Below are 20,602 nucleotides of genomic sequence, written 5' to 3'. Positions count from 1 at the left end.
TACAGGAAGCGGCGAACACCGTAGTGGCTACGAGGCCAGCGGCAATCACACTTTTATAGTTATTCAGAATGTTCATGTAAGTAAGTTTAGAATGTTACGCTGATACCGCCAGCAATTACTTTTTGCAGCGGATATACACTACCGCCTGAGCCGCCGTCGATTGTTTCCGGATCAAACATAGTGGCAGTTTTGGTACCGGTCCACAGGTTTTCGCCGGACATGTACACACGCAGGTTCGACATGCGCAGTTTGCTGGTGATGCGGGAAGGCAGGCTGTAGCCTATCTGCAGGTTTTTCAAACGGATGTAAGAGGCATCCTGCAGGTAACGGGTTTGTGTTTCCTGGTTTCTGCCACTGTTAAACAGCGGGCGGGCATAATAAGAATTAAGGTTCTGACCCAGCGGATGGCTTTCATCGGCACGGAAGTAATCTTCATGCTCTTTGAAACCGGTTGACCACCAGATGTTGTTGGTGGCGCCCCAGAAGAAGTAGCTACCCTGCCAGTAATCACGCTTCATCACACCCTGGAAGAATGCGCGTACATCAAAGCCTTTCCAGCTGGCGTTCGCATCAAAACCAAAAGTATAACGCGGTGTGCTGTTACCGATAACGCTCAGGTCACCGGGGTTACCCTGGGTGGAGTTACCTTTATCGATCTTACCATCGCCATTCACGTCGGCATACATAATATCGCCTGCACCCCATTGATTACCAATCGCGCTCTGGCCGCCATTTACCATTTTAGCAAGATGCGCGTCCATTTCTTCCTGGCTCTTCGCAATACCCACAGTTGTCAGCCCCCAGATATCTCCAAGTTTCTGACCTTCGCGGTAAGTGCTGAGGGCACCAGTTTTATTGGGATAACGGGTAACAGTTGTCTGGTAGTCAGATAACAGGAAACGGAAGCTATAATTCAGTCCATTATCCAGAACATCGTTCCAGGTAACCTCCGCTTCAAAACCACGGGTTTTCAGGTCGGTATTGTTGGTTTGCGGAACGGCGGTACCCAAAACTACAGGTAGTTCCGGAGCGGGGCCCACCATGTCCAGCGTTTTACGCTCAAAGAATTCGAATGATCCTGTCAGCTTGCCTCGCAGGAAACCAAAATCAAGACCAACGTTGGAGCTTTTAATGGTTTCCCAGGTGAGTGAAGAACTTACCAGGCCGGGGGCGCTGGCGTAGTTAGGACGCACGCCATTGATCAGCCAGCCACCGCTCGCTGTATATACCGGCATGGTTACGTAAGTGGGATACCAGTTATTGGTATTCTGGTTACCCAGCTCACCATAAGAACCACGGAGTTTCAACAGGCTCACAACGCTTCTCAATCCTTCTGCAAATGGCTCCTGTGTGATGTTCCAGCCTGCGGATACAGACGGGAATAAACCCCAGCGGCTGTCGGTCCTGAACCTGGAAGATGCATCGTAACGAAGGTTAGCTTCCAAGAGGTAACGACCATCATAATCATAGTTCAAACGGCCGAAGAAGCCCTGGATACCCCAGTTCTGATACTGACCGGCAACACCAGGAGGCACTACGGTACCGGCATTGTTTACACCGGAAGTAGTGTTGATGGTTGGGTTACCGGGCACAATGATACCCTGGCGGGTAGCGCTCACGTCACGGTATTTAGTCAGCTCCGACTGGAAACCCAGCATGAACTTGGTATTATGTTTCTGCGCGAAAGTTTTGCTGTACTCAGAATAAATATTGGTATTGAAGTAGTTTTCTTTATAACCGTACTCGGATACTTCCGAATAAGAATCATAGATGTAAGGGTTACCGGCTACGTCGTGGTTGTAAATTTTCTGCACATCCCAGTGACGGAAATCGGTGCGGGAACGGTAGTTCAGTTCCGCGAAGGTTTTCCAGCCTTTGATCGGCTCTGCAACAATCTGCAACTGCTGGTAGTTCCAGGAGCGCTGGTTGTTATCTACACCACCATCAGCCATTTTCAATGCCGGGGAAGGTGAACTATATAAGAAACCATTCGGATCATACATCGGCAAAGTAGGCCAGCCCTGCCTGCCGAGGTCCTGGTAAAAACCATCGGTCATAGCTGATGGTCGCTCGTAACCTTCATAAATGAAACGATTGGTATAGTTGATGGTGATCTCGTCAGATACTTTACCGCTCACTTTTGCAGTAATGCCATAACGATCGTAATGGTCTGTGTTGAAACGCATCATACCACCCTGTTTCATGGCGTTGCCAGACAGGTAATAGGTAATACGATCGCTACCACCCTGGAGGCTGAGGTTATGTTCCTGTGAAAACGCTGAGTTCTTATACATTTCGCCGTACCAGTCTACGTTCGCGTTACCAAAACCGTAGCCATCGGCCCAGCGGTTCGCGTTGTTCGGATCAACAACGATGCTGTTTTTATTGGTACCAGCCTGGTAATCTTTGATACGTTGCAGGTGCTCGGGCGAGAAGAACGCGCCGCTACCGGCGTTTGTGTTACCATCGTTCCAGTATAATGCAAACGTGTAGGAATCCATCTGCTTAGGCAGCAATACCGGACGGGAAGAGCGCAAGCTATTGTTGTAATTCAGTTTGGCTTTGCCTGCCTTACCTTTTTTAGTGGTGATGAGTACCACGCCAAATGCGGCGCGGGAACCATACACCGCGGAGGCAGATGCATCTTTCAATACCGAAATGGTTTCAATATCCTGCGGGTTGATGGCGTTCAGTGAGCCTTCCATCCCATCCACCAGGATCAGCGGGCTTGAAGAAGAAGTACCGATCGTACCTGTTCCACGCACGTTGATGCTTGGGTTGCTTTCCAGCGAACCGTTATTCTGGGAGATGTTCAGACCCGTTACCAGGCCCTGTAGCGCCTGGGTGGCGTTGCGCACCGGCCTGTCGGCCAGCGCTTTGGCGCTTACGGTAGCAACGGAACCGGTGAGGTTCACCTTCTTTTGCGTACCGAAACCCACCACCACTACGTCTGTAAGATCGGTGCTAAGGCGCGTGAGTGAAACCGGACTAACGGTTTCGCCATTTACAGTTACTTCCCGGGACATGTACCCTAAAGAAGAAATGATCAACACCGCACCTTTAGCGGCGCTGATCGTGAAACGGCCGTCGGCATCGGTCGCTGTGCCGGTGGAAGTTCCTTTCACCTGCACGGTTGCGCCAAAAATCCCGGTACTGGCCGTATCCACTACCTGACCTTTGACAGTCAGCGACTGAGCGAACACCTGGCCGGATAAAAGAAGCAGGAGCGTCAGCAACGGTGCATAGCCCAGCATACGGAGAAAAAACGGAGCAGCAGCAGTAGCGCTGCCCCGGTAATACGTGCGAATTTTCATTACAAACAGATTTTAGAGCGGTTTAAGAAAAACGAATCATCCGTGGAATGACTCGCCCGAGCATACTGCCGAACGGGAGGGTGCGGCAGCGAAAATGACTGTACCGGCAACGGGGGCTGCGTAACAGTGTTCACCATGGAATGAAGCAGAAATTTGATCATACGATAACTGGCAGTTTAAATAACGGTTTTATGTTTTTGATGTACGTTCACTGAAAAAATGGGTAAGTGGGATCTGAAGCGCGAATTAGTATTCGGGTGCAGAAACTGGTCGTGTTAGACCAACAAGTGTGTAAATGACAATTATTCTCATACGCGTGGCTATTGCATTATTAATCAGTTTGTGGAATCAGATAATGGTTCTAAAGCGTTGGTAAAATAGTGCTTAATTGTTAAGCAAGAGAGGGGACAAATCATAAAAAAAGGGGGACAAATTCGACCTGTAACAAATGACGTATCATTGATTATCAGCAATTTGTCCCCTCAACCATCTTATTGACCCGCCAGCGTCACCGTTACCGGTTGCAGCAGGGGGCTCGAAAATGTAATTTTCGCCGGACCGCCCTTACGGGTGGGTTGCAGGTAGGCAAGCAGCCGTCCCATATAGGCGCGTTGTTTATTATCGGTATAGTCGCCCATGTCGGTATTGTCGCCGGCTTCCAGTCCCAGGAGTCTGGCCGGACCGTCGATCGTGCAGGTAATATTATTATCTGCCAGTAACACCGGTCGGTTTTCTTCGTCGACTACTGTTACGATGACTTGTGCCAAGTTGCTGGCATTGCCTTCTATGGTGGCGAGCAGCCGGTACGGGCGGCCAGAGGTTTGGATGCTCATATTCGCCACGGGTGATCCGTTGTTCAGCGCAACGGCTTCCAGTTTGCCTGGCTGGTAGGGAATGTCCCAGTAGATAACACCGGTGGCATCGTCGTAAGGGCGGGCGGCGCCTACTTCCTTATTATTAAGCAGCAGTTTTGCCTGTGGAGCGTTGGTGTAGGCTACTACCCTCACGGTATCGCCCACTTCGAAGTTCCAGATAGCGGGCGCGTTCGTGAGCTGCCCCCTGCCTCCCCGGCCGCGGGCAACTGCGCCCACGTAAATAACCGGCTGTTCGGCCCATAAAGCCCGGCGGTAATAACCCAGCGGTTTCACGAAACCGGCGAAATCCATCAACCCGGAGTAAAAGCCTCTTGATGGCCAGGGGCCTGATTCGCCCAGGTAGTCGATGCCTGTCCACAGGAACTGCCCGAAAATGTTTTTGCTGTCGCGTACTGCCTTCCACGCAGCCATGTCGTGACGGTTTTCGCTGCCGTAGAGAATGCGTTTAGGGTAGCTTTTATGGTCCATGGCGTAACGGTTCTCGGTATAATTGTACCCGGCAACGTCCAGCGCACCGGGGTAGCCGGTATAGTTACTCATGATCACACCTGCCAGTGCCGCGGTAACGGGGCGCGTGGTATCGTAAGTTTTCACCACTTTGGTGAGTTGCTGTGCGATCACGCCCAGCTCCATCGCGTCCGGAGCATCTTTGCGATATCCACCGTAAGCTTTCTGACCAAATGTGGCCGTGTCAAGTACGGGATGTGAGTAAGGATCGTTGGGATAATCCACCTCGTTACCAATGCTCCACATTATAATGGAGGGGTGACGCCTGTCCCGCAATACCAGATCGCCCATGTCGCGGCTCCCCCACTCTTCGAAATTCGGAGCGTAACCGTCGAAGCCTGGTTTACCTACATTCCAGCCTTCTACCCATTTACGTTTGGGATGTTTCCATTCGTCGAAACCTTCATCCATCACCAGCAAGCCCAGTTCGTCGCAGAGGTCGTACAGATCGGGATTAGCGGGGTTGTGGCTGGTACGTACGGCATTGCAGCCAAGGGTTTTTAATGTTTTCAGTCTGCGTTCCCACACGGCTCTTGGTACGGCGGCGCCCAACACGCCAGCGTCGTGGTGCAGGCAAACGCCTTTCAGCTTCATCCATTCGCCGTTAAGGGCAAATCCATTATCCGGATCGAAACGGATGGTGCGGAAACCAACGGGGGCGTGCTCTTCATCCAATACTTCTTTACCACGCATGATCGAAGTTTGCAGGGTATACAAGGTTGGGGAAGCGACGGACCAGGCTTTTGCGCCCGGTACTTTCAGGGGCACGCTTACCTCCAGCTTTTCACCGGCGGCAAGTTTTACGGTTTTCGTGGCCGTGGCCAGTACCTTTTGCGTGGTTTTATCAAGGATGCGCTGTTGTAAGGAAACGTTCGCGGGTTGGGAAGCATTGTTTTCCAACGTGCTGCTGATCGTCAGTGATGCGCCATCTTTCCCCACACTGCGGGTATAATAATTAGTACCCCACTGCTGCAAATGCACCGGGTTGGTAGCCTGTAAATACACGTTGCGGCTAATGCCCGACCCGGCGTACCAGCGCGAATCATTGTATTTTGTACGGTCAACCCGCACGGCCAGCACATTCGTTTCGCCTTCCTTCAAATACGGTGTAAGGTCGTACGAAAAGGAAATATAGCCGTTGGGGCGCCTGCCCAGACTTTTACCATTAATAAATACTTCGCTGTTATTGGAAACGCCCTCGAAATAAATGCTCACCTTCTTATCCTTATAACCGGGACCGATAACAATCGACTTTCGGTACCAGCCGATACCGCCGGGGAGGTAACCAGCCGCGCTGGCGAGTGAAGGATTGTATGGCTGGTCCACCGACCAATCGTGCGGCAGGTCCAACTTTTTCCAGTTGTCATCTTTAAAGGCAGGCTTTTCAGCGCCTTCTGCATCACCCAGAAAAAATTTCCAGTCGTCCGATATCAACTGCGACCTTTGAACGGCCTGCGAACTGACGGCCAGCGGGTAACTAAGGCACAGCGTCATCCACGTGGTGATGCCTACAATTGCTCTGATCATAACGTTTACTTTTTTGGAATCCTTAAAAGTAGGCAACAGCGCGTTGGGCGACAAGGGGGTAAATCATAAAAAACAGGGGGTAAATTCTTATAAAAGGAGCTGTAGCGGGTGGCCACAGCTCCTTCAATGTCGTATTAACTAAGGTCACGCAGTTTCCTGTTGCCGAGGGGCTGCCGGTATTTCTTTATAAAGTTAGAAGGCGTCATCCCAAACAACCGGACGAACTGCTCCCGGAAATACTTGATATCGTTGAAGCCGGTTTGCATGGCCACCTGGTTTACTGTTGAACCGGTAGTGATCAGCAAATCCGCAGACTTGCGCAACCGGAGGCTCCTGATGAACTCCACGATGGTTAAACCAGAGAGGGTCTTAATTCTTCTATACAAGGTAGGATGGCTTACGCCCAGCTCCCTGCAAAACGCCTGTATACCAAATTCCGGATTATCTATATGGAGTTCTACCACCGCAATACAGCGGTCTACGAACTCCTTATGCTCAAAATCAAAGCCCATGGTGGGCCTTGCCAGCACTGAGTCCAGGAAATATTGCTGCATCCGGCTTTTTGCGCGAAGTATGTTTTCTACACGCGCCACGATCATGTTCCGGTCGAACGGTTTGCCGATATAGTCATCGGCGCCCACGTCGAAGCCGCTCACCTTCGATTGCTCCGATACGCTGCCTGTCAGCAGGATAACCGGGATATGCGCCAGTTGCTTTTCACTCTTGATTTTCTTACAAACAGCGATGCCGTCCATTTTATCCATTGCCACATCGGAAATCACAATATCGGGCAATATGCTTCGGACCATTTCGTAGCCCGCTTCCCCATCGCTGGCCGTATATACCGTATAATTTCTTTCAAAAATCTGTTGCAGGTAGGCCCGCAGTTCCGGGTCATCGTCTATAACTACCATTGTCGGTAATCCAGACACCACTTTCTCAATATCCCTGGTTTGATAAGAGAGCTCCACATCCGGTTCTCCTATCGATGTACCCACCCCTGCTACCAGTTCATTCAACAAGCGGGATTCGGGCGGTGGTACTGCAAGGGCGATTTCGGTGCCGAAGAGGTGGGCATTTTTAGTAAGCGTTAATTTGAACAGGCTGCCCCCGCCAGGATCGGTCGTGAAGGAAATATGCCCGGAATGAGCTTTGGCCAGCTTCTGGGAAACATGCAACCCAATGCCAAATCCGGCCTGAGTTTTATTTCCACCCCTGTGAAAAGACTCAAACAAATGTGCCGCCAGCTCCGGCGCAATACCGGGCCCCGTATCTTTCACCCACACTTCGTAATGTTCGTCCAACTGGTGTATGCTGATGTTCACCTCTCCTTCCTGCGTGTATTTGAGGGCGTTAGATACCAGGTTGAACAACACGATCTCAATCTTTTCCCGATCGCCGTAAATTTGCACTTCCTGCTCCGGCGCCGCATAAGTAAGCGCCAGATTTTTAGAGGTGGCCAGTTGCAGGAAACTCAGATACACATCGTTACAGATCTCCCCGAGGTTTAACTTCTCCCAATTCAACTGCTGGTCCACAGACTCTACCTTCCTGAACAACAGCAACTGGTCTACAAGACTCAGCAATCGTTTCGCGTTACGTTGTATCAGCGTAAGCGTAGGATGTGCCGGGCGCACACCTTCGTCTGCCAGCAAATCTTTTAGCGGATTGATGATGAGCGTAAGTGGTGTGCGGAACTCATGCGATACATGCGTGAAGAACGACAGTTTATTTTCCGTCATTTGTTTTTCCTGTAATTTCTCCAGGTTGGCCAATTGCAGCCTGAACTTCATTTGCTGCTGCCGTTTACTGTAACGCAGGTACACCACACAGGCAGCCAGCACGGTGGCACCATATAGCAGGTAGGCCCACCAGGTAGCGTACCAGGGTGGTAATACCCGGATGGTGAGCAGCACCGTATCTGCGCCCCAGGTACCATCACTCTTCGTTGTACGCACGTGCAGCGTGTAGTTACCCGCATTCAGCCGGGAGTATACAGCCGCGCGGCTATTTGTACCATTCCCCCAGCTCCTGTCCCAGCCTTCCAGATACACGGCGTAACGTAATTTATCCGCATCGTTAAAGGCGATGGCTGTAAAGTCTATAGAGAGATTTGCTTCGCTCGCAGGAACAGTGATCGATCTTATTTTTCCATCTGCCACTTCCCGGATATACGTATCGTTGCTATAGGCAGGCCGGTTATTGATCCAAAGACCCGTGAGCAATACGGCGGGCTCACGCTGTGCATTCTCAATATCGTCAGGATGAAAGATGTTAAAGCCTTTCAGTCCACCGAACATGAACTCGCCGGATTGGAGCGCCAGCCCGGCATTAAAGCTAAACTGGTTACTTTGCAAACCGTCCGATTGCGTAAAGTTCTTAAAAGTGCCCGTAAACGGATTAAAGCGCGATAACCCTGCGAAAGTACTGATCCACAGTTCTCCATTTTTATCTTCGAGGATGCGAAGCACCGTATTATTGAGCAACCCGTCATTGGTCGTAAACCTTTTAAACGTACCGGCAGCCACATCAAACAGTAACAAACCGCCGCCGCCGGTACCCACCCAGAGCCTGCCGGCGCCGGCATCCCGGATGCTCCGCACCGGGTAGCCCACCGGGATCAGCTTATGTTTCTTTCCTACAGGATCTATCCGGATAATGGATGAATAATTGCCTGCCCAAAGGTTGCCCTCACCGTCTTCCGTCATCGCCTGCAGGTTAACCAACGCTGCATCGAACAGCTCAAACTGGTCTGCCGTACGGTTGTATAAATACAGACAACCATTGTTCGTGGCGCTGGCCCATAAACGCTGCTGCCCATCTTCCCGAATGAACCAGATATTATTTTCATAACGGCCGGCTACCGGGTTGTAACAACGGTACTGCCTGAACGATCGGGTACCTTTATCCAGCCGGTTGATACCGCCGAACCAGGTAGCGATCCATAAATTATCCTGATGATCTTTCGCGATATTGGTAATAAAATTGCTGCTTAATGTGCTTGTTTCCTTTACGTACCGCGTGTAGGTATCGCCGTGCCGGTCCCAATGCCATATGCCACCACCATCGGTACCTATCCAAACCTTTGCATCCGTATCCTCACAAAAAGAAAGAATAAAATTAGCCGCTAAATCAGTGGGCCCCTCCGCAGGAAAGCTGATTTTCCTGAATGGGTTTGCACTATTCTCTAAAATATTGATGCCGCCCCGGAGCGTGCCTATCCACTTCCGGTCGTCCTTATCCACATAAATGGTGGCAATCGCATTGCTATTAATACCGCCGCCTACTGCGCGAAATGGATTTATCTGCTGACTGTTATGAGGCATCATCCATACGCCCATGCCTTCGGTACTCACCCATAAATTATTTTCCGCGTCGAGTACAATGGCGGTCACCCACAAGGGCTGGCCTGCGCGGTTTTCAGAAAAAGTACGGGTACTTTTGCTAAAGCTGAAAAGGCCGTTTTCTGTGCCCACCCATATCAGATCAGTTCCACTCAAACCAATACAGTTAGCCTTTTTTACCGCTTCAGCCACAAACATCAGTTCATTTTTATTTTCATCGTATTTATACAGGTTGCCCGATGCCAATGCCCACAGTTCATTTCGTGCAGAATCATAAGCAACAGAACTTACCGAATAAACAGCTGGCCCTTTCGTGAGCCGCAACACCTCTCCTATTCCAGATCCAAGGGTAAACACGAGCAGTCCTCTGCCAGTACCCACAAACACCTTTTTCCCTATCGACACAATTCCCCTGGCGCCGCCACCTATTTCCGTCACTTCACCCGAAGGCGTTTTATAACGGCATTGATAAAACCGCCCCTTCAAAGGATTGTAAACCGTCAGGCCGTTCCTGGTCCCAATCCACATGTTATACTCACTGTCTTCACTGATAGCCGAAATCTGGCTATCACCAATCGAGTTGGTATCTTCAATCACATTCCGGTATACCGTAAATGAATAACCGTCATACTTATTGAGCCCGTCGTAAGTGCCGAACCACAAAAACCCATGATGGTCCTGGAAAATCGAGGTGATCACATTATTAGACAAACCATGGTTAATATCGAGATAACGGACGATGGGCGTCCGGTCATTTCCACTCAGTGCGAAATGCAGCATCAGCAAGCATATAAGCAAACCAGTTCTCTTCATAGTCGTCTATTGCAATCGTTTTCAACGGCGGTATCAGGTTGATAAATGCAGGCTGCCGTTGTGTCTTCACTGTATGGAAGATAGAACTTTTTTCACCAAACCTTATGCTACACGACATGCGCCGCCATACCAAACAGCGAAATACCGGATCGCGGGGCGATTTTTTCATCAAACATGGAGAAAATAACATCGTGAATTTTCGGGGCAGGCTAACATCTGCAAAGCCGGTGGTGTACTGAAGAAACACAGTACGATGGTGTGCATCTTCTGAAAAGAGTGGCTTCTAAAAACTGTGGGTGATATTTTCGCTGATACCTAAGCCGCATATTATTTTACGTTACTGCTCGCCGCCCCTCCTACCACCATTCCACCATCATACACCTTCATATTCGTTAATGCAAAGTTTGCAGGCAACCCGGTACCATACCGTTTCCATTCATTGCCATCTTTCCTGTAAAGGCCATCCCACTGCCCGGCAAACACTTCGCCTCCACTGGCAATTACATTAAAAGTATACAATGTGGGTGGCAGGCCTTTCTGACTACTAATCCAGGTAAAGCCGCCATCCTGCGAAGTAAATAATTCGTTGTAGGTCATTGCATATATCGTACTACCATCGGCACTAATGTTATGCAATGATTTATTCCTGAGTACCAGCGACCATTTGCCGTTACGCGAGCAAAACACGCCTTTATTGGTAGCGATGTAAATACTATTGTTGTAAAACGCTGCGCCATTTACCTGCATCGCACTGTCGCCGTATTCCAGGCGCCATTGCTGATGCAGCTCATCGAAAGCATACAGGCCATTGTTAGTGCAGGCGTACAACCGGTTGTTAATTTCAGCAAACCGGCGGATTGTCAAATTTGTGAGTCCTTTATTAAGTGGTATCCATGTTTTTTTATCCCTGGATGCAAATACCCCGGCATACTGTGTACCAGCGTAAATAGCATTATTGTAAAAAGCCAGGGCAGCCGGGTTAGCATTGATGATACGCGCATCGGTTGGCATACTCACCCATTTGGGGGTCGTTGTATTAAAGAGATAAATACCATACCGTTTCAGGGATACAGCCATTGTATTTTTCGATACAGCGATGGCACCGAGGCCTATCTGAACACTATCTGGCAGGCCGGCGCTGCCATTTTTCCAGGTGGCACCGTTATCGGTGGAGAAAAACAGGATGGGGTGATGTAGCGCATTCATTTGAGCGCTGTTCAGTTGAAAAAGGGCTACAATTGTTGCAAAAATGAAATTGATCATGATGATTTAGAGGTTAGTTAAATTTACCGAAAAGGAAGTGCATAATCAAGAACAAGCTGTTTACTTCACGACTGACAAGATCCACCAATAAAGTCCACCAGCCATATTGGAAAATTATATCCGGGAAAATAAAGAAAGATGCAGTCAATATCACCACAAACCCGTACGTGAATCTCCTTATTTACAGGTATACCCTCCTTCCTTATTTAGCGATAACTTCGTTATCAACATGAAACGCCTCCCCTTCCTTTCACTCACTCAGGCCTTAGTGCTATTACGGGCATCCCTCGCCCTCATCTTTCTGCTGCACGCCATCGTACGCATTGCCAACGGCACTATTGAGCGTTTCGGCGGGTTCCTGAACACCAAAGGATTTATATATGGCTCCGTTGTGGTTTGGGGCATTACGGTATACGAAATAGCCGGCGGCCTGCTACTGGCGCTGGGGTATTTTACACGGTGGCTAAGCGCCGGTTTTATTGTACTGCTGATTACAGGCATCATACTCATCCATGCTTCCCTCGGCTGGTTCGTAGGCGAACATGGTACCGGAGGGGTGGAATATAGTTTTATCCTCATTATCGCCCTGCTCGTTACTGCGGCTGCCGACAGGCGCTGAATGTACAACAGCAGCCGTTATATCGCCTCCTGAAACCCTCATCTGTACACCTCAACCCGCTTTACTGGCACAACCTTTGCATCCTGGATGGTTCCTGACTATCACCATCTATGTACTTATTTTAAACAAATATTATATGAGAATAACGATTTTATCTTCTGCTGTACTTGCCCTATCTATACTTGCTACGGGTTGTGTAAGCAATAAGAAGTTCGGCGCACTGCAAACCAGCTATAACGACCTGCAGAGCCAAAACAGAGAATTAGACGGAAAATACCAGACTTCCCAGCGGAACCTTACCGGGGCCACCACCCGTGTACAGAGCCTGGAAGAACAAATAGCGGCACAACGTACCAGCATAGCGGCCTTACAGGCTTCACTGGAAAAATGTCTGAACTCCACCAGCCAGGGCAATACCAACATCGCTAAACTGGTAGATGAGATCAACTCTTCTAACCAATATATCCAGCACCTGGTTAACACCAAGAACAAAAGCGACTCACTTAACATGGTGCTGACCAATAACCTCACCCGCTCGCTGAGCCGCGAAGAGATGAGGGATGTGGACGTACAGGTACTGAAAGGGGTAGTGTACATCTCCCTTTCCGATAATATGCTGTATAAATCCGGCAGCTACGAAATATCTACCGCTGCTAACGAAACGCTGAGTAAGATCGCGAAAATTATCAAAGACTACCGCGAGTATGATGTACTCATTGAAGGTAATACCGACAATGTGGCCATTTCTCAAACCAACATCCGTAACAACTGGGACCTGAGTGCCCTTAGGGCATCATCTGTAGTGCAGGCATTACAGAACAACTACCAGGTGGATCCTAAACGTTTAACTGCCGGTGGCCGTGGTGAGTACAACCCGATTGCCTCCAATGCCGATGCGGCTGGCAAAGCTAAAAACAGGCGTACACAGATCATTATCACACCTAAGCTCGACCAGTTCATGGACCTGATCGACAAAGCGCCCGATGGATCGGACAGCACAAGCGTGAAATAATATCACTTTATTATATTTTAAGAGGATGCTGAGCAGGCATCCTCTTTTTTATGCCCTGAAGTTTAGCAGATTGACGCAATTGCCCCCAAAGCTGACGTATTTACCATCTCGAACTATAAACCTTTCGCCGTAAGTTTGCTCCCGAAACTTACAAACCTCCAAACTTATACGAGTCAACGTAAACTTATGAGTACAACAAAAAAGTCGGCTATCACCTTCATTTTCATTACACTTTTAATCGATGTAATGGGCTTTGGGTTAATCATACCAGTGATGGCCGACCTGATAGCTGAGTTAAAGGGCATACCCATAAACGAGGCCAGCACTTACGGCGCCTGGTTGTTATTCGCTTTTGCCATTACGCAATTTGTGTTTTCACCGGTTATAGGCAACCTGAGCGACCGGTTCGGGCGCAGGCCAGTATTGCTTTTATCATTATTTGGTTTCGGCGTCGATTATATTATACTAGCTCTGGCCCCCACTTTTGAATGGCTGTTCGTAGGCCGTATCATAGCCGGTATCACAGGTGCCAGTTTTACCACCGCCTCCGCATACATTGCCGATGTAAGTAAAGATGAAACCGAGAGAGCAAAGAATTTCGGACTTATCGGAGCCGCATTCGGACTTGGTTTTGTATTAGGCCCCGCCTTAGGGGGATTGCTGGCTAAGTTTGGACTAAGGGCACCGTTTTATGCGGCGGCAGCACTCTGCCTGCTTAACTGCATTTATGGTTATTTCTTTTTACCCGAATCGCTGGACAAACAAAACCGCCGGCCTTTTGAATGGGTGCGTGCCAATCCGTTCGGCTCACTTGCTTTTTTGGCCAAACATAAAGAGATAGGCGGCCTCGCCATCGGGTTCTTCCTCATTTACCTGGGCGGCCAGGCAGTACAATCTAACTGGAACTTCTTTACCCAATACCGGTTTGGCTGGAGCCATGAGATGATAGGTATATCACTCACCGTGGTAGGCGTGCTGGTGGGTGGTGTACAGGCCGGACTTACCAGGGTGGTCAATCCAAGGATCGGGAATGAAAAAAGTATTTATATAGGCTTGCTGCTTTACACACTTGGTATGGCACTTTTTGCATTTGCCACCGAAAGCTGGATGATGTTTGCTTTCCTGGTGCCTTACTGCCTGGGCGGTATTTGCGGACCCTCGCTGCAGTCTGTTATTGCGGGTCATATACAGCCCAACCAGCAGGGCGAGCTGCAAGGAGCACTTACCGGTTTAATGAGTTTAAGCACCATTTTCGGCCCGCTGATCATGAACAATACATTTGCCTACTTCACCTCGCCAAAGGCACCATTCCATTTGCCCGGTGTACATTTCCTTATTGGGGCAGCATGTATGCTGGCGAGCGTAGTGATCATATACAAGGTATTAACACGCGAAAAAAAGGAGCATCCCGAACTGCGCAATGTTATCGCAGGCGATGTTACCAGCGCCCAGTCTTTGCATTAACACAAACAGCAAAGCCTGCGCGGATGCAGGCTTTGCTGTTTAATAATGTTCCTTTACAAATGTTCTCCAGCCTTCCTCAAACTCCGCTTCGGTTACACCCAGTACCTCCCGGAAGTTACCATAGGTACGGATAAACAATGCAGGTTTATCGCGTCCCCATTTTTTAACCATATACTCCACCGCAGTATAACCTACCTTGTAAATCATATTCCCCTGGTTCAGCGATTGAAGGCTTGGCTTACTCCTCATGCCGTACCGCACACTCCACTTATTAACCATGCCGGCTTCGTAGTCAGACAGTGCTTCCCAAAACCACCGCGGGTACTGTTCGGCAAAACGTTTTTCGAACCGTTGCTCGAAGTCCGCCGCAGCCCTGTCGGGCGCTTCGTTTAGCAGGATGTTCAGCTGCGCGCAATGCGTAAACTCGTGTACCGCCACTTTGCGCATATCATCCGGAAAAAAAGTATTGAACCAGGTTTGGTACATGAGATGAATAGTATAGGGGCCGCGACTGGTGCCGTTAGCCTTACTTCCTCCCAAACCGGTGGCCTCATTAAAAGCACCCTGGTTAGGATGAATATGCACCGTAATAAGAGGGTGATAGAGGTTACGAAGTGATTTATTGACGGGTTCATAATTAGCCTCGAGTTGCCTGGCTATCGCCGATGCCTCGGCAGGTAAAATGCCGCTATACAATATCCTAAAATGATCAGTTTGAAGTTGAGATGCATCTGCCACGCGCATATGCCTGATTCCCTGGGCCGACAGATACACGAGCAGCAACGCTGCCATAACGACTAAACCAGTCTTTAAAACACGCTTAAATACATTCATAACGGGAACTTGATGGCCTAAAATAGTAAAATTAACGGAGGGCTTAACCGCTTTTCCACCGATTGCATCATCTTATCATGATAAATACATCCACAATTACAGCATAAACTTTATAAAAACTTTAAGAAGTATATTGTAGATCTTAAAAATGTTATTATCTTGTTAAGGAATTCCCGCCCATGAAAAAAGACGAGCAATATAAACGCCTGATCCTACGGGAGTTTTATTACTCTAACGTGTTATCGGCAAGCGAGTTAAGTGAACGAATCGGGAAGAGCTTGCCACTCATCATAAGAACGGTGAACGACCTGGTGAAGGAGAACATTTTGCAGGAGTCGGGTTACGCACCATCGAGCGGAGGCAGGCGCCCCGCCACTTATACGATTAACAAAGAAGCACTTTATATATTGTCTGTTTCGATGGACCAACTGGTAACGAGGATGTCGCTGATGAGTATAGAGAACCGGCATGTGATGGGGATAGAGAAGTTCGAATTACCGTTAAAAGATAATCCGGATATCATTAAACAACTATCGGAACGGCTGTTGGCATTGGTGAAGAAGTCGGGCATTTGTGAATCGAAAATTATTGGTGTTGGTATAGGCATGCCGGGATTTATAGATGTAACGAAGGGTGTAAATTATTCTTTCCCGCAACTTCACAGCGACGGGCGCACTATAGTAGATCATATTTCCGAAGCAACGGGTTTACCGGTTTATATTGATAATGATTCGAGCCTTATTGCGCTGGCGGAGTACCGTTTTGGCACCGCGCAAAAACAGCGTAACAGTATGGTCATTAATATTGGCTGGGGCGTGGGGTTGGGAATGGTACTGGACGAAAAATTATTCAGGGGGAATAACGGCTTTGCCGGCGAGTTTAGCCACATCCCTCTTTTTAACAACAATAAACTTTGTAGTTGCGGAAAAAGTGGCTGCCTTGAAACAGAAACATCGTTATTGGTGTTGTTAGAGAAGGCGGTACAGGGAATTAAAGCGGGGAGAATATCATCTCTCCCCCCGACCTTTCCCACAGGGCACAGCGAAAAAGACGTAGAAAGCATAATGGAAGCAGCATACAAAGGCGATAATTTTTGCGTAGAGCTGCTGGCACAAATAGGATACAATATTGGAAGAGGGGTAGCTATCCTGATCCACATTTTAAATCCCCGGTCTGTTATACTAAGCGGAAGAGGATCACTGGCGGGAAAGTTATGGATAGCCCCGGTACAACAGGCAATGAACGAACACTGTATCCCAAGACTGGCCGACCATACAGCCATTGAAGTATCCACATTAGGATATGAAGCGGAATTATTAGGATCAGCAGCATTAGTGATGGAAAATTTCATCCACCAGAAATAAAGACAGGTAGCATTAAGATAAACATGTTATAGTACTAAACCCTTTTATTAACCACAAACAGCAAACACACAATTAATTATACTATTACAGGATAAGTGAGAAGAAAAAGAGGATAATCGTCGACGCACTGCAGCACAACGCAATAAAAAGAAACAGAAACAACTGAACGAGTTATTTATTCCACCGCTAAAATTATTGCATATGACCAAACGCAACCCGCCATTTTTCAAGCACAACCGCCGTATGCCATAGATACGGCTTATTAAACATCGAACAACAGGTTGAAACAACGCACAACCTGTCTGGATTTATCAACTAAAATCTTTTTTCACATGAACAGATTCAAAATGCTCTTGTGGGTAGTATCCCTATTGCTCATAAGTAACGCTCCCCTCCATGCCCAAACCAAACGGACGATTACCGGCATAATAAGGGATACCGAGGGCAATCCGGTGCCTTACGCCACCGTGCAGATCAAAGGCACACAAACAGGTACGGTAGCCGACGAAACAGGTAAATACACGATTGTTATTGACAGGGCAAATGCCGTACTGGTAGCCAGTTATGTTGGCTACTCCGCCCGCGAAACCACTGTGGGAACAGACAATACACTGAACCTCGTATTAAACCCGCCGGTAGCCATGAATGAGATCGTGGTAACCGCGATGGGTATTAAACGCGAAGCTAAATCGATCGGCTACTCCGCCCAAAAAGTGAGCAATGTAGACATCACCAGGGCCGCCGCGCCTGACATTTCCTCGGGCCTGATGGGTAAATCGGCCGGTCTTAATATTACACCAAACAACGGTGTACAGGGTGGTTCCAGCCGTATCGTAATACGCGGTAACAACAGCATACTGGGTAACAACCAGCCGCTGATCGTGATGGACGGTATACAGGTACAGAACGATCCTGTGGGTGGTACTACTTCCACCGCCAACTCCAGTCTTGAAAACCCGAAAGACTGGGGCTCATTCATGAACTTTATCAACCCCGACGAGGTAGAGGATATTACGGTACTTAAAGGTGCTTCCGCAGCCGCTCTTTACGGCGCAAGAGGTGCTAACGGCGTTATCCTCATCACCAGCAAAAAAGGCTCAAAAAGGCCTGGTTTGGGCGTAGACTATAACTACTCATCACTGTTTACCGATGCTTACCGCTTCCAGGACGTGCAGAACGAATATGGTTATGGTGGCTCCAATGCTATGTGGTCGGCCGTACCGGAGTTTCCAACTACCGGCACCGGCGAAAAACGTTTCCCCGGTAACTACCCATGGGATGGTCAGCCCGCGGGTGACAAATACCAGGCAGCGGGTGCCATTCCAGGCGGTTATTCTACCTGGGACATATTCAGCTGGTACGGTCCTGCCGCCTCATGGGGGCATAAACTGGACGGTACAGAAATCGTTTGGTGGGATGGTGTAAAACGGAATTGGTCGCCGCAGCCAGATAACCGCAAAACGTTTTTCCGCACCGGTAATACACAAACACATAACCTGTCGTTTAGCGGCGGTGGCGACTTTGGTACCATCCGCGTGGGCATGACGCATATCGATAACAAGTCGGTGCAGCTGAACAGCCACTACGATCAGAACAATGTAAACCTGGGGTCGAGCCTTAACATCTCCAGGAAACTGAAAGCGGAGATCAATGGCAGTTACACTAACTACAACCGGTTGAATACGCCGGACGTGGGTTCTGAAAATGCAGTGAGCAAATTTATGATCCATGGTATGTCAAGAGAGTGGAGACCTATAGAAATGGATATCTACAAAAATGCTGATGGCAGCAAAAACGTATTCCCGACTTCTTCTCCCCTCGGTTTTTATCCTTACAACAACAACTCTTTCCAGGACCTGTTCTGGAACCTGTTCGAGCATAACCAACGCCTGAAACGTAACCAGTTATTGGGTTCTGTAAAATTATCAGCAGATATTACCCCATGGTTAAATGTTTCGGGAAGAACTTCTATTAACTATGCTACCACGGAAGTAGAAAGTAAGTACACACCGATAGACGCATTTGGCGTAAGAGGTCAGTATGGCATAGAAAGCGTACGTAACCAGGATGTTAACTTCGAACTGTTTACCAACCTGCATAAAGAGAATATTGTGAAAGGGTTGAACGTAAACTTCCTGGTGGGCAACAGTGCCTTACGCAGCCGCATGTACAATTATAACGCCTGGAACAATGGTGAAAAGGCCAATTTCGCCGTACCTAACAAATACTTCCTCTCTAACACCACCGGTACATTAGACCTGCCGAAAGAGGCCTGGGCAAATTACAACCTGAACTCCCTGTTCGGCGTACTTGATCTCTCCTACAACGACTACCTGTTCCTCCAGGTTACGGGTCGTAACGACTGGTCGTCTACCCTGCCGGTAGCCACATCGTCTTACTTCTTCCCATCTGCGAACCTGAGCTTCGTATTTACAGAGGCGTTTAAGGGCCTGAAGAATGCCAGCTGGCTTAGTTATGGTAAATTGAAAGTATCGGCCGCAGAAAGTGCGAATGGTGCCAATCCTTATCAAACTACCTACACCTATAACTCACAGGTTATTTCCAACTTCATTGACGGTACAGCGCCATCGACCTTTGGCGGTTTGACCGTAAGAAGACTGCAACCTATCCTGCCTCCCGGTGCCGACCTGGTACCACAGCGTAATAAATCTTACGAAATAGGACTGGAAATGGGCTTCCTGGAAAACAGGCTGAATGCAGAAGTAACTTTCTACAAAGCCAAAGCTACCAGCCAGATCATGAGCGGCTCCCTCGCATGGTCGGCCGGCGCAAGTGCAATTACCTTTAACAGTGGCGAACTGTCGAACCAGGGCGTAGAATTCATACTGCGCGCTACTCCGGTAGCTGCTAAAAACTTCCGCTGGAACGTAGTACTGAACGCCGCGCATAACACCAATAAAGTGGTAGCACTGGCCGATGGTATCGACAAATACCTGCTGCAGGACCTTTGGGGTAATAATGGCGTACAGATGTATGTAAAAGTGGGCGAAAACTACGGCACCATTTACGGTTACGACTACACTTACCTGAACGGTAAAAAAGTAGTACAACAGGTACTGGATAAAAGCGATCCTACTAAGGTGGTGGGTACACAATACGTAACTACAGCCGATCCGGTGGCAATTGGTAACGCTACGCCTAAATTAACCGGTGGTTTGAGCAACACCTTTAACTACAAAAACTTCAGCCTCTACTTCCTTACCGACTTTAAACTGGGTGGTGATATTTACTCTGCCGACTATGCAGCTGCTATGGGCATGGGCCTTTCACCTGCCACTCTTAAAGAACGTAATGGTGGCGGCTTGCCATACACTTACCCAGATGGCACCACTGCCAACCATGGCGTAACACTGGACGGTGTATTTGCAGATGGCAAACCAAATACCGACGTGGTGCATTACATGTACAAATACGCTGGTGTATCACAAGGCTGGTCTAACATTAAAATGCCGCGCAGCGAAGGCATCTTCACAAACTCATGGGTTAAAATGAGAGAAGTAACCTTCACCTACAGTCTACCTTCTGCCATCGTAAAACGCACCGGCGTTTTGCAGGGACTGGATATTTCTTTGATCGGGCGTAACCTGTTTTACATCTACTCGTCCTTACCAGACAACCTGAACCCGGAAGCCATTAACGGCATCG

At 48.7% G+C, this 20,602-nt stretch carries 10 protein-coding genes; 5 read left to right on the top strand and 5 right to left on the bottom strand.

Translation table 11 applies throughout. The features are described from left to right. Window positions 1-86: 86 nt before the first annotated feature. The 4 genes from QZT80_RS00290 to QZT80_RS00275 form a co-directional block, all read right to left on the bottom strand. A complete protein-coding gene (locus QZT80_RS00290) occupies window positions 87-3,314 on the bottom strand; it encodes a TonB-dependent receptor (protein ID WP_295116457.1) in 3,228 nt (1,075 codons plus the stop codon). 491 nt (window positions 3,315-3,805) lie between these two features. Further along, window positions 3,806-6,223 carry a sugar-binding domain-containing protein gene (locus QZT80_RS00285; protein ID WP_295116455.1) on the bottom strand — a complete coding sequence of 806 codons (2,418 nt, stop codon included), beginning with the start codon at window positions 6,221-6,223 and terminating at the stop codon, window positions 3,806-3,808. Window positions 6,224-6,357: 134 nt separating this feature from the next. After that, complete coding sequence (locus QZT80_RS00280) at window positions 6,358-10,347, bottom strand: two-component regulator propeller domain-containing protein (protein WP_295116453.1); 3,990 nt, start codon at window positions 10,345-10,347, stop codon at window positions 6,358-6,360. A gap of 360 nt (window positions 10,348-10,707) precedes the next feature. Next, window positions 10,708-11,643 carry a hypothetical protein gene (locus QZT80_RS00275; RefSeq protein ID WP_295116451.1) on the bottom strand — a complete coding sequence of 312 codons (936 nt, stop codon included), beginning with the start codon at window positions 11,641-11,643 and terminating at the stop codon, window positions 10,708-10,710. Window positions 11,644-11,872: 229 nt separating this feature from the next. Between QZT80_RS00275 and QZT80_RS00270 the strand changes: the two genes are divergently transcribed. The 3 genes from QZT80_RS00270 (at window position 11,873) to QZT80_RS00260 (ending at window position 14,738) form a co-directional block, all read left to right on the top strand. Then, window positions 11,873-12,262: a DoxX family protein gene (locus QZT80_RS00270; RefSeq protein WP_295116449.1), complete on the top strand. Its 390-nt coding sequence runs from the start codon at window positions 11,873-11,875 to the stop codon at window positions 12,260-12,262. Between the two features lie 136 nt (window positions 12,263-12,398). Next, window positions 12,399-13,274 (top strand): flagellar motor protein MotB, encoded by an 876-nt coding sequence (locus QZT80_RS00265; protein WP_295116447.1) that lies wholly within the window; start codon window positions 12,399-12,401, stop codon window positions 13,272-13,274. A gap of 186 nt (window positions 13,275-13,460) precedes the next feature. After that, entirely contained in the window at window positions 13,461-14,738 is a 1,278-nt protein-coding gene (locus QZT80_RS00260; protein WP_295116445.1) for a TCR/Tet family MFS transporter, read from the top strand. A 39-nt stretch (window positions 14,739-14,777) separates the two neighbouring features. On the opposite strand, the gene QZT80_RS00255 is transcribed toward QZT80_RS00260, so the two are convergent. Beyond that, a complete protein-coding gene (locus QZT80_RS00255; protein WP_295116443.1) occupies window positions 14,778-15,572 on the bottom strand; it encodes a hypothetical protein in 795 nt (264 codons plus the stop codon). Between the two features lie 179 nt (window positions 15,573-15,751). Between QZT80_RS00255 and QZT80_RS00250 the strand changes: the two genes are divergently transcribed. Together QZT80_RS00250 and QZT80_RS00245 are read left to right on the top strand one after the other, a co-directional pair. Continuing rightward, the gene (locus QZT80_RS00250) at window positions 15,752-16,936 is read left to right on the top strand and encodes an ROK family protein (RefSeq protein WP_295116441.1); all 1,185 of its coding nucleotides are present in this window, start codon (window positions 15,752-15,754) and stop codon (window positions 16,934-16,936) included. A 332-nt stretch (window positions 16,937-17,268) separates the two neighbouring features. Next, the coding region (locus QZT80_RS00245) for a SusC/RagA family TonB-linked outer membrane protein (RefSeq protein ID WP_295116439.1) at window positions 17,269-20,602 on the top strand (3,334 nt) is incomplete at its 3' end.

Origin of the sequence: uncultured Chitinophaga sp. (assembly GCF_902168175.1) — a bacterium.
Classification (GTDB): domain Bacteria; phylum Bacteroidota; class Bacteroidia; order Chitinophagales; family Chitinophagaceae; genus Chitinophaga.
This window is presented reverse-complemented; position numbering and strand designations above follow the sequence as displayed.